We start from the raw sequence: 18,276 nt of genomic DNA on the forward strand, positions 1-18,276 counted from the left end.
ATACACTCCAAGAGTCAGCTTGCTCATAATGCAGATTTTGGGTGGTGTTTTGAAGACGCATGGGAATTGGGTTTGGGGAGACATTACCTCGGATGAGCGAGCAGTTAACGGATCAGGTCCTTGTTGAACGGGTCCAGAAAGGAGATCAGAAAGCGTTTAATTTGCTGGTAGTGCGCTATCAGCATAAGGTCGCGAGCCTGGTTTCCCGCTATGTACCGCCGGGCGATATCGCTGACGTCGTTCAGGAATCGTTCGTTAAGGCATGGCGTGCGCTGGACTCTTTCCGGGGAGATAGCGCTTTTTACACCTGGTTATACCGTATCGCCGTCAATACGGCGAAGAATTATCTGGTTGCTCAGGGACGCCGTCCGCCGTCCAGCGATGTTGACGCTAACGAGGCGGAAAACTTCGAAAGCGGCGGGGCGTTGAAAGAAATTTCGAACCCTGAGAACTTAATGTTGTCAGAAGAACTGAGACAAATAGTTTTTCGTACCATTGAATCGCTTCCGGAAGATTTACGCATGGCAATTACGTTACGGGAGCTGGATGGCCTAAGCTATGAAGAGATAGCCGCTATCATGGATTGTCCGGTTGGGACGGTGCGTTCGCGTATCTTCCGGGCGCGAGAAGCTATTGATAATAAAGTTCAACCGCTTATCAGGCGTTGACGATAGCGGAATACTGGAAAAGGGTATCAGGCATGCAGAAAGAAAAACTTTCGGCTTTAATGGATGGTGAAACGCTGGATAACGAACTGCTCAACGAGCTGAGTCGTTCTTCTGAGATGCAAAAAACCTGGGAGAGTTATCACCTTATCCGCGATACGCTGCGTGGCGATACCGCAGAGGTGCTGCAATTTGATATCTCCGCCCGGGTGATGGCCGCCATTGAAAATGAGCCCGTTCGTCAGACGGCGCCGCTTATTCCTGAATCTCAGCCCGCACCGCACCAGTGGCGGCAGATGCCGTTCTGGAACAAAGTGCGTCCGTGGGCCAGCTCACTGACCCAGATGGGCGTTGCCGCCTGCGTATCGCTTGCGGTTATCGTCGGCGTCCAGCACTATAATGGGCAGTCTGATGCCGCTCAGCAGCCAGAGGCGCCGGTGTTCAATACGCTGCCGATGATGGGTAAAGCGAGCCCGGTAAGCCTTGGCGTACCGGCTGACGTATCAGCAGGTAGCGGCCAGCAGGCTCAGGTCCAGGAACAGCGTCGGCGGATTAACGCCATGCTGCAGGACTACGAACTGCAGCGCCGCCTGCACGCTGAGCAGCTTCAGTTTGGCCAGGCCCAGACTCAGCAGGCCGCAGTCCAGGTGCCGGGTTATCAAACTTTAGGAACGCAATCGCAGTAATGAAGCAACTTTGGTGTGCCATGTCGCTCATGGCAGGCAGTCTGTTGTTCTCTGTCAACGCCTCGGCTGATACATCGTCCGGGGCGTTGTTGCAGCAGATGAACCTGGCCAGCCAGTCCCTCAATTATGAGCTGTCTTTCGTCAGCATCAGCAAACAAGGCGTTGAGTCGCTGCGCTATCGTCACGCGCGACTGAACAATCAACCGCTGGCGCAGCTTCTGCAGCTGGACGGTCCGCGCCGGGAAGTGGTCCTGCGCGGTACGGAAATCAGCTATTTTGAACCCGGCCTCGATCCGTTCACCCTGAACGGCGACTATATCGTCGATTCACTGCCGTCGTTGGTTTACAGCGATTTCAAACGTCTCAGCGCAGCCTATGATTTTATCTCCGTGGGCCGTACCCGTATCGCCGACCGCCTCTGCGACGTGATCCGCGTCGTGGCTCGCGACGGCACGCGCTATAGCTTTATCGCCTGGCTGGACGCTGAGACCAAGCTGCCGCTGCGCGTCGATTTGCTCGACCGCGACGGTGAAACGCTGGAGCAGTTCCGGGTCGTCTCTTTCAACGTTGGCGATAACGTCAGCGCCAGCATGGAGACGCTGGCGAAAGCGAATTTGCCGCCGCAGCTGTCGGTGCCTGAAGGGGGCGACAAAGCCAACTTCAACTGGGCGCCAACGTGGCTCCCTCAGGGCATGACTGAGGTCTCCAGCAGCCAGCGTCGTCTGCCCACCTTTGATGGTCCGGTAGAATCACGTCTCTATTCCGACGGCTTGTTCAGCTTCTCGATCAATATCAACCGCGCCACCGCGGCCAGCAGCGACCAGCTGTTGCGCACCGGCCGACGCACCGTCAGCACGACGGTACGCGATAACGCGGAGATCACCGTGGTGGGCGAACTGCCGCCGCAGACGGCGAAGCGTATCTCAGACAGCATTAAATTCAAGGCAGTACAATGATCAAAGAGTGGGCCACCGTGGTTTCCTGGCATAACGGCGTGGCGCAGGTGCACTGCGACGTTAAAGCCTCCTGCAGCAGTTGCGCCTCCCGCGCCGGCTGCGGCAGCCGGGTATTAAACAAGCTGGGGCCGCAGACCAGCCATACCATCAGCGTGCCCTGCGAGCAGCCGTTGACGGCGGGGCAAAAAGTGGAGCTGGGGATCGCCGAGAGCAGTCTGCTGGGTTCGGCGCTGTTGGTCTACATGGCGCCGCTGGTGGGTCTGTTTGTGATGGCGTCGATCTTCCAGGTGCTGTTTGCCAGCGATATCGCTTCGCTGTGCGGCGCGCTGCTGGGCGGCGTCGGCGGGTTTCTGGTGGCGCGCGGTCTGTCGCCGCAGCTGGCAGCGCGCCAGTCGTGGCAGCCGGTGATTCTGAGCGTCGCGTTGCCGCCGGATCTGGTGCGTATCGAAACGCCTTCCTCCGACATGGGTCAGTGATTTCACTGGCCCTTATCTTTATTTACCCTTCCTGTTACAACGCCACAATTTCTGCGGTTATGCTGGATCTAACAGCATTTCCTGGTTTCAAGGATGTAGTGTAGAATGCGGCGTTTTCGGATTAAAAAACGTCAGGCACAGTACAGCGGCCTCATGATACTCGTAAGGCATAATTAACTCTAAATATGAAGAATATACGTAACTTTTCGATCATCGCTCACATCGACCACGGTAAGTCGACGCTGTCTGACCGTATCATCCAGATTTGCGGTGGCCTTTCTGATCGTGAAATGGAAGCCCAGGTTCTGGACTCCATGGATCTTGAGCGCGAACGCGGGATCACCATCAAGGCGCAGAGCGTCACCCTGGACTATAAGGCCAACGACGGTGAGACCTATCAGCTGAACTTTATCGACACCCCGGGCCACGTGGACTTCTCTTATGAAGTTTCCCGTTCCCTCGCCGCGTGCGAAGGCGCGCTGCTGGTGGTTGACGCCGGGCAGGGCGTAGAAGCCCAGACCCTGGCCAACTGCTACACCGCGATGGAGATGGACCTGGAGGTCGTTCCGGTACTCAACAAGATCGACCTGCCTGCGGCCGACCCTGAGCGCGTAGCGGACGAAATTGAAGATATCGTCGGGATCGACGCCCACGACGCGGTGCGCTGCTCGGCGAAAACCGGCGTCGGCGTGACCGAGGTGCTGGAGCGTCTGGTGCGCGATATTCCGCCGCCGGAAGGCGATCCGGACGCGCCGCTGCAGGCGCTGATTATCGACTCCTGGTTCGATAACTACCTCGGCGTGGTGTCGCTGGTACGAATTAAAAACGGCACCATGCGCAAGGGCGACAAGATCAAGGTCATGAGCACCGGCCAGGTCTATAACGCCGACCGTCTGGGCATCTTCACCCCGAAACAGGTTGACCGTACCGAGCTGAAATGCGGCGAGGTAGGCTGGCTGGTCTGCGCGATCAAAGACATCCTTGGCGCGCCGGTGGGCGATACCCTGACCGCCGCCCGCAACCCGGCAGACAAAGCGCTGCCTGGCTTTAAGAAGGTGAAACCGCAGGTGTATGCCGGCCTGTTCCCGGTGAGCTCCGATGATTATGAAGCTTTCCGCGACGCGCTGGGCAAACTGAGCCTCAACGACGCCTCTCTATTCTACGAGCCGGAAAGTTCTACCGCGCTGGGCTTCGGCTTCCGCTGCGGCTTCCTCGGCCTGCTGCACATGGAGATCATTCAGGAGCGTCTGGAGCGTGAATACGATCTTGACCTGATCACCACCGCGCCGACGGTAGTTTACGAAGTGGAGACCACCTCCAAAGAAGTTATCTACGTCGACAGCCCGTCCAAGCTGCCGCCGCTGAATAATATTCAGGAGCTGCGTGAGCCGATCGCCGAGTGTCACATGCTGCTGCCGCAGGAGTTCCTCGGCAACGTGATCACCCTGTGCGTGGAGAAGCGCGGCGTGCAGACCAACATGGTTTACCACGGTAAACAGGTGGCGCTGACCTACGAAATCCCGATGGCGGAAGTGGTGCTCGACTTCTTCGACCGTCTGAAGTCTACCTCCCGCGGCTATGCGTCGCTGGACTACAACTTCAAACGCTTCCAGGCGTCGAACATGGTACGCGTCGATGTGCTGATCAACGGCGAGCGCGTCGATGCGCTGGCGCTGATCACCCACAATGATAACGCGCCGTATCGCGGCCGCGAGCTGGTGGAAAAGATGAAAGATCTTATTCCGCGTCAACAGTTCGACATCGCGATTCAGGCGGCCATCGGCAACCACATCATCGCGCGCTCTACCGTGAAACAGCTGCGTAAAAACGTGCTGGCGAAATGCTACGGCGGTGACGTCAGCCGTAAGAAAAAGCTGCTGCAGAAGCAGAAAGAAGGTAAGAAGCGTATGAAGCAGGTCGGTAACGTTGAACTGCCGCAGGAAGCGTTCCTCGCCATTCTGCACGTTGGTAAAGACGGCAAATAACCCTAAGGAGTTGGCATGGCGAACATGTTTGCCCTGATCCTGGTGATTGCAACCCTGGTGACGGGCGTTTTATGGTGCCTGGACAAGTTCATTTTTGCACCGAAACGTCGTGAGCGTCAGGCCGCTGCTCAGGCAGCGACCGGCGAGCAGCTGGACAAAAAGACGTTGAAGAAAGTCGGCCCGAAACCGGGCTGGCTGGAAACCGGCGCATCGGTTTTCCCGGTGCTGGCGATCGTTCTGGTGGTACGTTCATTCATTTATGAGCCGTTCCAGATCCCGTCAGGTTCGATGATGCCGACTCTGCTGATTGGCGATTTCATCCTGGTGGAGAAATTTGCCTACGGCATTAAAGATCCTATCTACCAGAAAACGCTGATCGAGACGGGTCATCCGAAGCGCGGCGACATCGTGGTGTTTAAATATCCGGAAGACCCGCGCCTGGACTACATCAAGCGCGCGGTGGGGCTCCCGGGGGATAAAGTCACCTACGATCCGATTGCCAAGCAGGTCACTATTCAGCCGGGCTGCAGCTCCGGACAGGCCTGCGGCAACGCGCTGCCGGTGACTTACTCCAACGTGGAGCCGAGCGATTTCGTTCAGACCTTCTCCCGCAGCAACGGCGGCGAAGCGAGCAGCGGTTTCTGGCAGCTGCCGAAGGGCGAAACCAAAGCCGACGGCATTCGCCTCACCGAGCGTCAGGAGACGCTGGGCGACGTCACGCATCGTATTCTGATGGTGCCGATTGCTCAGGATCAGGCTGGCATGTATTACCATCAGAGCGGTCTGCCGCTGGCCACCTGGATTGTGCCGCCGGGTCAGTACTTCATGATGGGCGACAACCGGGATAACAGCGCCGACAGCCGTTACTGGGGCTTTGTGCCGGAAGCAAACCTGGTCGGGAAGGCCACCGCTATCTGGATGAGTTTTGAAAAGCAGGAAGGTGAATGGCCGACCGGCGTGCGGTTATCGCGCATTGGTGGAATTCATTAATTTCATCTGCTGAATTCACGCCGCTGCTGTTATCGCAGCGGCGCGAATTATTTAGTATTTAAATCCATTCAAACTAACGACATCCCGTGTCGTTGCGTATAGAATATCCCCCCGAAGTTTTTGGTTGTCGCTCTGCCGGGTGACACTGCACACGAAAGCGTATTGGTCTGTTTCAACTTACTGTTTGAAGCGTATGCTCAGGTCGGTTTCGTGTGCTGCATGTTTGACGCATTCATTTATTGGTAACGCATGAACCCCATCGTAATTAATCGGCTTCAACGAAAGCTGGGCTACACTTTTCATCATCAGGAGCTGTTGCAACAGGCATTAACTCACCGCAGTGCCAGCAGCAAACATAATGAGCGCCTGGAATTTTTAGGCGACTCCATTTTAAGTTTCGTGATCGCTAATGCGCTGTATCATCGCTTTCCTCGCGTGGATGAAGGCGACATGAGCCGTATGCGCGCGACGCTGGTGCGCGGCAACACGCTGGCGGAAATCGCCCGCGAGTTTGAACTGGGCGAATGCTTGCGCCTCGGGCCGGGCGAACTGAAAAGCGGCGGTTTCCGTCGTGAATCGATTCTCGCGGACACCGTTGAAGCGTTAATTGGCGGGGTTTTCCTCGACAGCGATATTCAGAACGTTGAACGCTTAATCCTCTCCTGGTACCAGACTCGTCTGGACGAAATCAGCCCGGGCGATAAGCAAAAGGATCCGAAGACGCGTCTGCAGGAGTATCTGCAGGGTCGTCATCTGCCGCTGCCGTCCTACCTGGTAGTCCAGGTGCGCGGCGAAGCGCACGATCAGGAATTTACTATCCACTGCCAGGTCAGTGGCCTGAGTGAACCGGTGGTTGGCACAGGTTCCAGCCGTCGTAAGGCGGAGCAGGCTGCCGCCGAACAGGCGCTGAAAAAGCTGGAGCTGGAATGAGCGAAGAAAAAAGTTATTGTGGGTTTGTCGCCATCGTGGGTCGTCCAAACGTTGGCAAATCCACGCTGTTGAATAAGCTGCTTGGGCAGAAGATCTCGATCACCTCCCGTAAAGCGCAGACTACCCGTCACCGCATCGTCGGCATCCATACCGAAGGGCCGTATCAGGCGATTTACGTCGATACTCCGGGCCTGCATATGGAAGAAAAGCGCGCCATTAACCGCTTAATGAACAAAGCGGCCAGCAGCTCTATTGGCGATGTTGAGCTGGTCATCTTCGTGGTGGAAGGCACTCGCTGGACGCAGGACGACGAGATGGTGCTCAACAAGCTGCGCGACGCGAAAGCGCCGGTGATCCTCGCGGTCAACAAAGTGGATAACGTGCAGGAAAAAGCGGATCTGTTACCGCATCTGCAGTTCCTCGCCAGCCAGATGAACTTCCTCGATATCGTGCCGATGTCGGCGGAAACGGGGACCAACGTCGACACCATCGCGTCGATCGTGCGTAAGCATCTGCCGGAAGCGATCCACCACTTCCCGGAAGATTATATTACCGATCGTTCTCAGCGCTTTATGGCTTCCGAAATCATCCGTGAAAAACTGATGCGTTTCCTCGGCGCTGAGCTACCGTACTCCGTCACCGTGGAAATCGAACGTTTCGTGACCAACGAGCGCGGCGGTTACGACATCAACGGCCTGATCCTTGTCGAGCGTGAAGGGCAGAAGAAGATGGTGATTGGCAACAAAGGCGCCAAAATCAAAACCATCGGCATCGAAGCGCGTAAGGACATGCAGGAGATGTTTGAAGCGCCGGTCCACCTCGAGCTGTGGGTCAAAGTGAAATCCGGCTGGGCCGATGACGAGCGCGCCCTGCGCAGTCTCGGTTATGTTGACGACCTCTGAGTTAACGCAACGTGGATGGATGGCAGCGCGCCTTTGTCCTGCATAGCCGACCGTGGAGCGAAACCAGCCTGATGCTGGACGTCTTCACGGAAGAATCCGGTCGCGTGCGCCTGGTTGCCAAAGGCGCACGCTCCAAACGCTCGAATCTTAAAGGCGCTTTACAGCCCTTTACCCCCTTGCTGGTTCGCTTCGGCGGCCGCGGCGAAGTCAAAACCCTGCGCAGCGCGGAAGCTGTCTCGCTGGCGCTGCCGCTCAGCGGCATCACCCTCTACAGCGGTCTTTACGTTAACGAGCTTATCTCCCGTGTGCTTGAGCACGAAACGCGCTTCTCCGAACTCTTTTTTGACTATCTGCACTGCATTCAGGCGCTCGCCGGGGCCAGCGGCTCGCCGGAGCCTGCGCTGCGGCGCTTTGAGCTGGCGCTGCTCGGACACCTGGGCTATGGCGTGGATTTTCTCCACTGTGCCGGGAGCGGCGAGCCGGTGGACGACACCATGACCTACCGCTATCGCGAAGAAAAAGGCTTTATTGCCAGCCTGGTGATTGATAACAACACGTTTACCGGGCACCATTTGAAAGCGTTGGCGAGTCGCGAGTTTCCTGATGTTGATACGTTGCGCGCCGCAAAGCGCTTTACCCGTATCGCCCTGAAGCCCTATCTCGGCGGCAAACCGCTCAAGAGCCGGGAATTGTTTCGCCAGTTTATGCCCGCGCGAAAGGCGCGAGCGGATAATACGAATAATGATTAACGAGGATTGTCATGGCTGAATTACTGTTAGGGGTCAATATTGACCATATCGCGACCTTGCGTAACGCCCGCGGCACCGCTTACCCGGATCCGGTTCAGGCGGCTTTCATTGCCGAACAGGCCGGCGCCGACGGCATAACCGTGCATCTGCGCGAAGACCGCCGCCATATCACCGATCGCGATGTGCGTATCCTGCGCCAGACGCTGCACACCCGCATGAACCTTGAAATGGCGGTCACCGAAGAGATGCTGACGATCGCCTGCGAAACCAAACCGCATTTCTGCTGCCTGGTGCCGGAGAAGCGTCAGGAAGTGACCACCGAAGGCGGACTGGACGTGGCCGGCCAGCGCGACAAGATGCGTGATGCCTGTCAACGCCTGGCGGATGCTGGCATCCAGGTCTCCCTGTTTATCGATGCGGATGAAGCGCAGATCAAAGCGGCAGCTGACGTTGGCGCGCCCTATATCGAAATCCACACCGGCTGCTATGCCGATGCTAAAACCGACGCCGAGCAGGCGAAGGAGCTGGAACGTATTGCCAAAGCGGCCACTTACGCCGCCAGCCTCGGCCTGAAGGTCAATGCGGGTCACGGTCTGACCTATCACAACGTGAAAGCGATTGCTGCGCTGCCGGAAATGCATGAGCTGAATATCGGCCACGCGATTATTGGCCGGGCGGTAATGAGCGGCCTGAAAGAGGCGGTGGCGGAAATGAAACGTCTGATGCTGGAAGCGCGCGGCTAATGGCCATCCTCGGGCTGGGTACCGACATCGTCGAGATCGCCCGCATCGAGGCGGTGATCGCCCGCAGCGGCGATCGCCTTGCCCGCCGGGTGCTGAGCGACCATGAATGGAGCATCTGGGAGCAGCACCAGCAGCCGGTGCGTTTCCTGGCGAAACGCTTTGCGGTCAAGGAAGCGGCGGCGAAAGCGCTGGGGACCGGGATCCGCAACGGGTTGGCCTTTAATCAGTTCGAAGTTTACAACGATGAGCTGGGCAAGCCGAAGCTGCGGCTATGGGGTGAGGCGCAACGGCTGGCGGAACGACTGGGGGTGAGCCATATTCATGTCACGCTCGCCGATGAGCGCCATTACGCCTGCGCCACGGTGATTGTCGAAAGCTAAGCCGGGAAGCGGTTAAATTTTATCCGCGTGGTGCATCAGGACGAATTTATCCCACAGCTGTTCTTCATTCTCGACGTGTGCCGGATCTTTCAGAATGGTATTTGGGATCGGGCACACCTTCTGGCAGGTGGGCGTGTCGTAATGGCCCACGCATTCGGTGCAGCGGTCGCTGTTAATTTCATAAATGCTGTCACCCATCGAAATGGCCTCATTAGGGCACTCCGGCTCGCACATATCGCAGTTGATGCATTTTTTGGTAATTAACAGCGCCATCAGGAAAATCTCAGAAACAACACAAACAGGGCGGGCATTATACGCCCATTTTCTGCTCAGACCAGCTTTTTCACCAGCGCTTCGCTATGGCGAATGCGCTCCGGCGCCCGCTCCAGATCCTGCTGCACCAGCCCCATAAACAGCAGGTCGGTGAGCATCATTTGCGCGCTGGTGGAAGAGATGGCCGCGCTGCGCGTCGCCTGCTCTTCGGCGATGGTGTACAGGCAGTGGGTCGCCTGCTGCTGCAGAGCGTTAGGGCTAAAGCCGGTGATCGCCAGGATCCTGGAGCCCACGCGCAGCGCTTCACCGGCCGCCATATTGATCTCCCGACGCTCGCCGGAGTAAGAGATCGCCAGCAGCAGATCGTCGCTGGACATGGCCTGCACCGTCGCCAGCAGGGCGTGCATATCCTGCTCCGAAACAGCATTAACGCCGATCTTCATCAGCTTCCAGCTAAAGTTACGCGCTACCAGGCCGGACGCGCCAATCCCGGTGACGATCACCCGCCGGGCGTTGCGCAGCAGCGTGACGGCTTCCCGCAGCGTCTCTTCAGTGTTGACGTCCAGCGAGGCATGCATGGCGGCGACATTGTCTTTAATGAGTTTCTCGCCCACCAGACGCAGCGGGTCGTCACCGCGAATGTGGTTATGTACCGGAACGGAGTGCGGATCCGGGCTGCTGGCCAGCGCTTCACTCAGCGCCAGCTTCAGCGCCGGAAAGCCTTTGAACCCCAGTTTCTGGGCAAATTTAACCACGCTGGACTGACTCACACCGGCTTCCACCGCCAGCTGTTGCGAGCTGAGGTGCCGGGTGTCATCGGGTTGGCTCAGAATAAAATCGGCCAACTTTTTGTCGCTCGCCGCCAGGGTGGGATAGCGCTGACGAATACGCGTTAAACAGTTCATTGGAGCTCCGCTGGAGCCGTCCGGCTCGTGTCTGACAGAATTTTTATTCGATTATAAGGGGTATACCACGAATTAAAAATTCATAAGCCACAATTTTTCCTTCGCCTGCTAATTTAATTCTTCCTTAACGGCAGGGATGTTTTCCCTCTTCTTGGCATAAGACTGTTAAGCTTACCCTAACGAGAAGCGAATCCTGAGAGAAGGAGGCAGTTTGCAGCACAGTGAACGGAGAGTGGTGTTTTTCGATCTGGACGGAACCTTGCATCAACAGGATATGTTCGGCAGTTTTCTGCGCTACCTGCTGCGCCATCTGCCGCTGAACCTGCTGCTGGTGGTGGCGATGGGGCCGGCGATCCTTGCCGGGCTGGCGGTGTGCGGGCGGGCGGCGCGCTGGCCGATGAGCCTGCTGCTGTGGGCGTCAACCTTTGGCCGTCGCGAGGCGGTACTGAAGCGGCTGGAAGCGGAGTTTGTCGGCTGGTTTCGTCATCATGTGACGGCGTTTCCGGTGGTTCATGCGCGGCTGACGGCCTACCTGACCAGTACCGATGCCGACGTCTGGTTGATCACCGGCTCGCCGCAGTCGCTGGTGGAACAGGTCTATCGCGATACCCTCTGGCTGCCGAGGGTGAATCTGATAGCCAGCCGCACCGCGCGCCGCTGGGGCGGCTGGGTATTGACCCTGCGCTGCCTGGGCCATGAAAAGGTGGTGCAGCTGGAGAAAAAGATTGGCGCTCCGCTGCAGCTGTATAGCGGCTATAGCGATAGCGAGCAGGATAACCCATTGCTCGGCTTTTGCCAGCATCGCTGGCGGGTCACCCCGCAGGGAGAGCTGCAGCAACTGGAGTAATAGTGTGTAATTGATAGCTCCCATGTATAATGCGCCCCGCTTTTTCTGCTGGAGTGGCCGCTGTGTCTGACCTCGAACTCAATGATGAATACTGGATGCGTCATGCCCTGACGCTGGCGAAGCGCGCCTGGGAAGAGGGCGAGGTGCCGGTGGGCGCGGTGCTGGTGCATAACAATCAGGTCATTGGCGAGGGCTGGAACCGGCCGATAGGCCGTCACGACCCCACCGCCCATGCGGAAATTATGGCCTTACGCCAGGGCGGGCTGGTGCTGCAAAACTATCGCCTGATCGACGCCACGCTGTACGTGACCCTCGAGCCCTGCGTGATGTGCGCGGGCGCGATGGTGCACAGCCGTATCGCCCGCCTGGTGTTTGGCGCCAGGGATGCCAAGACCGGCGCCGCCGGCTCGCTGATGGATGTTCTGCACCACCCGGGAATGAACCATCGGGTTGAGATTAGCGAAGGCGTGCTGGCGGGATCCTGCTCTGCCATGCTGAGCGACTTCTTCCGCTGGCGGCGGGAAGAGAAAAAAGCGCTGAAGAAAGCCCGGGAGCAGAACGGGGAAAGTTAATACAGGTGGCCGGGGAGTTTCATCCGGGCATTATCCATCTGTTTATCGGCGCGAAACTTGAAAAAGGGCAGGGTGGTCTCCTGCGGCTGTTCGAGCTCATTGGGGAGCACCGCCGGGTAATCCTCCGCCAGGGCCAGCGTTTGCTGCTGCTGGCGCTCCTTTTCTGACAAATAGCCGACAAGGCTTATCTGATATTTGCGGATGTTTTCCACATAGGCGTAGGCCTCATGGCCGCGGGCATAGCCGTATTTAAGTTTGCTGTAATAGGGTTTCTGGCTCAGCAGGGGTAAACGCAGCTTAACGTCTGCCCAGCTGTTGGGATCGCCTTTCTGTTTGCGGGTGAGCGCCATGGCGTCCAGCATATGGGCATAGCCCATATTGTAAGCGGCCAGCGCAAACCAGATGCGTTCATCTTTCGGGATCGAATCCGGCACTTTATCCATCATATCCTGTAGATAGCGCATACCGCCCTCGATACTCTGCGCCGCATCGGTCCGGTCAGTCAGCCCCAGACTCTGCGCCGTATTACGCGTAAGCATCATCATGCCGCGCACGCCGGTAGGCGAGGTGGCCTGCGGATCCCAGTGGGATTCCTGCCAGGCGATGGCGGCCAGCAGGCGCCAGTCGATCTCGCGGGCGTACTTTTCAAACAGCGGCTGCACCTCCGGAAGAATGTTTTCCACCGCGCGCAGGAAGGTGCGGGTATCGACATAATCGAAATCGTTGCCGTGGCCGAGGTACTTCTCTTCCAGGCGCGCCAGGGTGCCGTCTTCATTAATATTGTTGAAGAAATCAAGCATCGCCGCCGACAGCGAATTATCGTCGTCCCGGGCGCTGAACCAGGTGACCGGCTGTTCGTCGGTGATATCGAGGGCTACCGCCAGCTCCGGATGGACGCGCTGGAACAGGCTGACGGCCACCGAGTCGGCGATGGTGTAATCGAGTTTGCCGTCAATCACCGCCTGCATCAGCGCCGTAGTGCCGCGCTTTTCGTCAACGCGCCAGGCAAGATCCGGGTATTTCTCCGCTTTCAGTACCTGGAGATCGTTGATCGCCACGTGACCCGGGGCGATGGCGAGCTGCTCGGCGGTCAGCGCCGCGAGGCTGCGCGGCCGGGTATTGCCGACGCGATAGACCAGCTGTTGGGAAACGGAGTAGTAGCCAGGGCCGGCCTGGTAGTTTTTCACCCGCTCCTGGTTATAGACCAGCCCGGCGGCCAGCATATCGGCCTGACCGTCGTCGAGGTCGTCAAACAGCTGGCTGATGTTCTGGCGGACGGTTATCTTAAGCGTCACGCCGAGGTAGTCGGCAAACTGCTTCGCCAGTTCGTAGTCCAGGCCGAAGGTTTTATTGTTCATGGTGGCGAAGGTCATCGGCGAGTTGATGGTGCTGATGCGTAGCTCGCCGCGAGCGATAATGCCCGCCACCCGGTTCTCCGGTTTACCGGACCAGGGGATCGACGGCCACAGGGCAGCCGCCAGCAAAAGGGTGACAATGCCGATGAGCAGATAATTAATCTTTAATTTTTTCAGCGCGTTAATCTTCTGCAGCTTCAGGTTCCTCAGCAGGCGATGTCCGGAAAAAACGCAAGGTTGTCGTCGAATGAGCGGCATTCTGCTTAAGAATGCGCCAGTTGGCAACTTATTCGCGATGGACGTCACATTTATTGATAAACAGCATCAATGATTTTATTTCTACGCAAACGGTTTCGTCGTGGCGCAGGATTCACTATAATGACGCCCGTTTCCCCCCCTGGCTCACCCTGAAAGCTTCGAAGACGAGAGACTTATGATGGAAATTTTGCGTGGTTCACCTGCACTGTCGGCATTCCGTATTAATAAACTGCTGGCACGATTTCAGGCGGCCAACCTTCCGGTAAGCGCCATATATGCCGAGTATATTCATTTTGCCGATCTGAACGCCCCGCTGAGCGCTGACGATCGCGAGCGCCTGGCGCGACTGCTTAAGTATGGCCCGAGCTTAAACAGCCATACCCCGACCGGTAAATTACTGCTCGTGACCCCTCGCCCTGGCACCATCTCTCCCTGGTCTTCTAAAGCTACCGATATCGCCCATAACTGCGGCCTGGCTCAGGTTGTGCGTCTGGAGCGCGGCGTGGCGTATTATGTTGAAGCCTCGACCCTGACCGAAGCGCAGTGGGCCGCGGTGGCGGCGGAACTGCACGACCGCATGATGGAGAGCGTCTTCGACGCGCTGGAAGCGGGCGAAAAGCTGTTCGCACACCATCAGCCGACGCCGGTGACCAGCGTTGACCTGTTGGGCGAAGGGCGTCAGGCGCTGATTGACGCCAACCTCCGTTTGGGGCTGGCGCTGGCAGATGACGAAATTGACTACCTGCAGGACGCCTTTACCCGTCTGGGACGCAATCCGAACGATATCGAGCTGTATATGTTCGCCCAGGCGAACTCAGAGCACTGTCGTCACAAAATTTTCAACGCCGACTGGATCATCGACGGCGAACAGCAGCCGAAGTCGCTGTTCAAAATGATCAAAAACACCTTCGAAAAAACGCCGGACTACGTCCTGTCGGCCTATAAAGACAACGCCGCGGTGATGGAAGGGTCTGAAGTGGGGCGCTATTTTGCCGACCACCAGACCGGACGCTATGACTTCCATCAGGAGCCGGCGCACATTCTGATGAAGGTGGAAACCCATAACCACCCGACGGCCATCTCCCCATGGCCGGGCGCGGCAACCGGCTCCGGCGGCGAAATCCGCGATGAAGGCGCCACCGGCCGCGGCGCGAAGCCGAAAGCGGGCCTGGTGGGCTTCTCGGTTTCCAACCTGCGCATCCCGGGCTTCGAACAGCCGTGGGAGGAAGATTTCGGCAAGCCGGATCGCATCGTCACCGCCCTGGACATCATGACCGAAGGCCCGCTGGGCGGCGCGGCGTTTAACAACGAATTTGGTCGCCCGGCGCTGAACGGCTACTTCCGCACCTATGAAGAGAAAGTCACCAGCCATAACGGTGAAGAGCTGCGCGGCTACCACAAACCAATCATGCTGGCCGGCGGTATCGGCAACATCCGCGGCGAGCACGTGCAGAAGGGCGAGATTACCGTCGGCGCGAAGCTGATCGTTCTCGGCGGTCCGGCGATGAACATCGGCCTCGGCGGCGGCGCGGCGTCTTCCATGGCCTCCGGCCAGTCCGATGCCGACCTCGATTTCGCCTCCGTCCAGCGTGACAACCCGGAAATGGAGCGTCGCTGTCAGGAAGTGATCGACCGCTGCTGGCAGCTGGGCGACGCCAACCCGATCCTGTTTATCCACGACGTCGGCGCCGGCGGTCTCTCCAACGCCATGCCGGAGCTGGTCAGCGACGGCGGCCGCGGCGGTAAATTCCAGCTGCGCGATATCCTGAGCGATGAGCCAGGCATGAGCCCGCTGGAGATCTGGTGTAACGAATCGCAGGAACGTTATGTCCTGGCGGTCGCCCCGGAGCAACTGCCGCTGTTCGACGAGCTGTGCCGCCGCGAGCGCGCGCCTTATGCGGTTATCGGCGAAGCCGCCGCCGAGCAGCACCTGAGCCTGAGCGACAGCCACTTTAACGATCAGCCGATCGATCTGCCGCTGGACGTCCTGCTTGGCAAAACGCCGAAAATGACCCGCGACGTGCAGACCCTGAAAGCCCAGGGCAGCGCGCTGGATCGCCAACCGATTACCATCGCCGATGCGGTTAATCGCGTTCTGCACCTGCCGACGGTGGCCGAGAAAACCTTCCTCGTGACCATCGGCGACCGCACCGTGACCGGCATGGTCGCCCGCGACCAGATGGTCGGCCCGTGGCAGATCCCGGTGGCCAACTGCGCGGTCACCACCGCCAGCCTCGACAGCTACTACGGCGAAGCGATGGCGATGGGCGAGCGCGCCCCGGTTGCTCTGCTGGACTTCGCCGCCTCCGGCCGTCTGGCGGTTGGCGAAGCGCTGACCAATATCGCCGCCACGCAGATTGGCGAGCTGAATCGGGTGAAGCTGTCGGCTAACTGGATGGCCGCCGCCGGCCACCCGGGCGAAGACGCGGGTCTGTATGAGGCGGTGAAAGCGGTGGGCGAAGAGCTGTGCCCGGCACTGGGCCTGACCATTCCGGTCGGCAAAGACTCAATGTCGATGAAAACCCGCTGGCAGGAAGGCAGCGAGCAGCGTGAGATGACCTCTCCGCTGTCGCTGGTGATCTCCGCCTTCGCCCGTGTCGAAGATGTTCGTCATACCGTCACGCCGCAGCTCTCGACGGAAGATAACGCCCTGCTGCTGATCGACCTCGGTAAAGGGCACAACGCGCTGGGCGCGACGGCGCTGGCGCAGGTCTATCGCCAGCTCGGCGACAAGCCGGCTGACGTGCGCGATGTCGCGCAGCTGAAAGGCTTCTGGGATGCGATGCAGGCCCTGGTGGCGCAGCGTAAACTGCTGGCCTACCACGACCGCTCCGACGGCGGCCTGCTGGTCACCCTGGCGGAAATGGCCTTTACCGGCCACTGTGGACTGGAAGCGGATATCGCCGCGCTGGGCGACGACCGTCTGGCGGCGCTGTTCAACGAAGAGCTGGGGGCGGTGATTCAGGTCCGCGCCGCAGACCGTGAGGCAGTGGAAGCCATTCTGGCGGTTAACGGCCTGGCGGACTGCGTGCATTACCTCGGTAAAGCGGTCGAGGGCGATCGCTTCGTGCTGACCGCCAGCGGTCAGACGGTGTTTAGCGAAAGCCGCACCACCCTGCGCATGTGGTGGGCGGAAACCACCTGGCAGATGCAGCGTCTGCGCGACAACCCGGCCTGCGCCGATCAGGAGCACGAGGCGAAAGCCAACGACGCCGATCCGGGCCTCAATGTGAAGCTCTCGTTTGATATTAATGACGACGTCGCCGCGCCGTACATTGCCACCGGCGCGCGTCCGAAAGTGGCCGTCCTGCGCGAGCAGGGGGTGAACTCTCACGTTGAAATGGCGGCAGCCTTCCATCGCGCCGGCTTTGACGCCATCGACGTGCATATGAGCGACCTGCTGGCGGGCCGCACCGGTCTGGGCGATTTCCATGCCCTGGTGGCCTGCGGCGGCTTCTCCTACGGCGACGTGCTGGGGGCAGGCGAAGGCTGGGCGAAGTCGATTCTGTTCAACGAGCGCGTGCGCGATGAGTTCGCGACCTTCTTCCATCGTCCGCAGACCCTGGCGCTCGGCGTGTGCAACGGCTGTCAGATGATGTCCAACCTGCGCGAGCTGATCCCGGGCAGCGACCTGTGGCCGCGCTTTGTGCGCAACCAGTCTGACCGCTTTGAAGCGCGCTTCAGCCTGGTGGAAGTGACGCAAAGCCCGTCTCTGCTGCTGGAAGGCATGGTTGGCTCACAGATGCCGATTGCGGTCTCCCACGGCGAAGGGCAGGTGGAAGTGCGCGACAGCGCGCATCTGGCCCAGCTGGAGAGCAAAGGTCTGGTGGCGCTGCGCTTCGTGGACAACTTCGGCAAAGTGACCGAAACCTATCCGGCGAACCCGAACGGTTCCCCGAACGGTATCACCGCGGTGACCAGCGAAAGCGGGCGCGCGACCATCATGATGCCGCACCCGGAACGCGTCTTCCGCACCGTAAGCAACTCCTGGCACCCGGAAAACTGGGGCGAAGACAGCCCGTGGATGCGTATCTTCCGCAACGCGCGTAAACAGCTGGGTTAATCTTCCCGAAGCGTGCCACGCGAACGTATCAGCCCCCTGCTCAGGCAGGGGGCTTTTTTTATCTGTGACGGTCGGCACGCCAGGGTGTCGGGAATCACCGACAACTGGCATATTGCGGTGTCGTCAAAAGGCGACACTTAAGTTATTGATTTAAATGATGAGTAACCTGGGGCATATTTAGTGTCGCTAATCGGCGACATCATGGATGAAAAGTATACAGCGCTGGAATGGTTGGATTTTATGCTGAAAGTCATATATATCAACGTGTTAATAAAATGTTTTGAAAGATGGCATAGTTCATGCATAATATTAACCAGTGGCTCATTCACCTTCTTATGTCAGCCCCTTCGGGACGCGCTACATAAACTTCGAATGACGCACAAACAGGTGCCTGCCGTCCAACTCCTGATAACAGCCTGGCTTTATCAGACATCGGGCGAAACGTCGAGTAAGGCACCGCCTCATTTCTCAACAAAGCCAGGCCTTGCGCCTGGCTTTGTTGTTTCTGCGGCGCCGTGGCGACGGGTATCGCTTTTCTCCG

Annotated in this window: 18 protein-coding genes; 15 read left to right on the forward strand and 3 right to left on the reverse strand. The window is 58.6% G+C overall.

Annotated elements, in window-relative coordinates:
• The 12 genes from rseD (at position 1) to acpS (ending at position 9,462) form a co-directional block, all read left to right on the forward strand.
• Complete coding sequence (rseD, locus tag ACOI6Z_RS00070; protein WP_223822583.1) at positions 1–96, forward strand: rpoE leader peptide RseD; 96 nt, start codon at positions 1–3, stop codon at positions 94–96.
• A complete protein-coding gene (gene rpoE, locus ACOI6Z_RS00075) occupies positions 93–668 on the forward strand; it encodes an RNA polymerase sigma factor RpoE (RefSeq protein ID WP_002914074.1) in 576 nt (191 codons plus the stop codon). The genes rseD and rpoE overlap by 4 nt, the downstream gene beginning before the upstream one ends.
• A 32-nt stretch (positions 669–700) precedes the next feature.
• Entirely contained in the window at positions 701–1,351 is a 651-nt protein-coding gene (rseA, locus tag ACOI6Z_RS00080; protein WP_032453736.1) for an anti-sigma-E factor RseA, read from the forward strand.
• The gene (gene rseB, locus ACOI6Z_RS00085; RefSeq protein ID WP_004201821.1) at positions 1,351–2,307 is read left to right on the forward strand and encodes a sigma-E factor regulatory protein RseB; all 957 of its coding nucleotides are present in this window, start codon (positions 1,351–1,353) and stop codon (positions 2,305–2,307) included. Before rseA ends, rseB begins: the two co-directional genes overlap by 1 nt.
• Entirely contained in the window at positions 2,304–2,783 is a 480-nt protein-coding gene (rseC, locus tag ACOI6Z_RS00090) for a SoxR-reducing system protein RseC (protein ID WP_004201822.1), read from the forward strand. Before rseB ends, rseC begins: the two co-directional genes overlap by 4 nt.
• 185 nt (positions 2,784–2,968) lie before the next feature.
• The gene (lepA, locus tag ACOI6Z_RS00095; protein ID WP_023290668.1) at positions 2,969–4,768 is read left to right on the forward strand and encodes a translation elongation factor 4; all 1,800 of its coding nucleotides are present in this window, start codon (positions 2,969–2,971) and stop codon (positions 4,766–4,768) included.
• Between the two features lie 15 nt (positions 4,769–4,783).
• Complete coding sequence (gene lepB / locus ACOI6Z_RS00100; RefSeq protein ID WP_004201827.1) at positions 4,784–5,758, forward strand: signal peptidase I; 975 nt, start codon at positions 4,784–4,786, stop codon at positions 5,756–5,758.
• Between the two features lie 249 nt (positions 5,759–6,007).
• Positions 6,008–6,688, forward strand: coding sequence for a ribonuclease III (rnc, locus tag ACOI6Z_RS00105; RefSeq protein ID WP_002914065.1), 681 nt, complete (start codon positions 6,008–6,010; stop codon positions 6,686–6,688).
• A complete protein-coding gene (era, locus tag ACOI6Z_RS00110; RefSeq protein WP_023290667.1) occupies positions 6,685–7,590 on the forward strand; it encodes a GTPase Era in 906 nt (301 codons plus the stop codon). The genes rnc and era overlap by 4 nt, the downstream gene beginning before the upstream one ends.
• Before the next feature lie 11 nt (positions 7,591–7,601).
• Positions 7,602–8,339: a DNA repair protein RecO gene (gene recO / locus ACOI6Z_RS00115; protein WP_002914062.1), complete on the forward strand. Its 738-nt coding sequence runs from the start codon at positions 7,602–7,604 to the stop codon at positions 8,337–8,339.
• 11 nt (positions 8,340–8,350) lie between these two features.
• A complete protein-coding gene (gene pdxJ, locus ACOI6Z_RS00120) occupies positions 8,351–9,082 on the forward strand; it encodes a pyridoxine 5'-phosphate synthase (protein WP_023290666.1) in 732 nt (243 codons plus the stop codon).
• A complete protein-coding gene (acpS, locus tag ACOI6Z_RS00125; RefSeq protein ID WP_004201835.1) occupies positions 9,082–9,462 on the forward strand; it encodes a holo-ACP synthase in 381 nt (126 codons plus the stop codon). Before pdxJ ends, acpS begins: the two co-directional genes overlap by 1 nt.
• Before the next feature lie 12 nt (positions 9,463–9,474).
• On the opposite strand, the gene ACOI6Z_RS00130 is transcribed toward acpS, so the two are convergent.
• The gene (locus tag ACOI6Z_RS00130) at positions 9,475–9,735 is read right to left on the reverse strand and encodes a YfhL family 4Fe-4S dicluster ferredoxin (RefSeq protein WP_023290665.1); all 261 of its coding nucleotides are present in this window, start codon (positions 9,733–9,735) and stop codon (positions 9,475–9,477) included.
• 56 nt (positions 9,736–9,791) lie between these two features.
• On the reverse strand, positions 9,792–10,640 hold the full coding sequence (locus ACOI6Z_RS00135; protein WP_023290664.1) for a MurR/RpiR family transcriptional regulator: 849 nt from the start codon (positions 10,638–10,640) through the stop codon (positions 9,792–9,794).
• A 211-nt stretch (positions 10,641–10,851) separates the two neighbouring features.
• On the opposite strand from ACOI6Z_RS00135, the gene yfhb reads away from it, so the two are divergent.
• Positions 10,852–11,487 (forward strand): phosphatidylglycerophosphatase C, encoded by a 636-nt coding sequence (gene yfhb, locus ACOI6Z_RS00140; protein ID WP_017900418.1) that lies wholly within the window; start codon positions 10,852–10,854, stop codon positions 11,485–11,487.
• Positions 11,488–11,549: 62 nt separating this feature from the next.
• Entirely contained in the window at positions 11,550–12,059 is a 510-nt protein-coding gene (gene tadA, locus ACOI6Z_RS00145) for a tRNA adenosine(34) deaminase TadA (RefSeq protein ID WP_023290663.1), read from the forward strand.
• Here tadA and mltF read toward each other — a convergent pair.
• Complete coding sequence (gene mltF, locus ACOI6Z_RS00150; protein WP_023290662.1) at positions 12,056–13,672, reverse strand: membrane-bound lytic murein transglycosylase MltF; 1,617 nt, start codon at positions 13,670–13,672, stop codon at positions 12,056–12,058. The genes tadA and mltF overlap by 4 nt on opposite strands.
• A gap of 175 nt (positions 13,673–13,847) precedes the next feature.
• Between mltF and purL the strand changes: the two genes are divergently transcribed.
• The gene (gene purL / locus ACOI6Z_RS00155; RefSeq protein ID WP_420686768.1) at positions 13,848–17,735 is read left to right on the forward strand and encodes a phosphoribosylformylglycinamidine synthase; all 3,888 of its coding nucleotides are present in this window, start codon (positions 13,848–13,850) and stop codon (positions 17,733–17,735) included.
• Positions 17,736–18,276 lie beyond the last annotated feature (541 nt).

The sequence above is a fragment of the Klebsiella sp. C239 genome (assembly GCF_048822715.1).
Taxonomy (GTDB): domain Bacteria; phylum Pseudomonadota; class Gammaproteobacteria; order Enterobacterales; family Enterobacteriaceae; genus Klebsiella; species Klebsiella quasipneumoniae.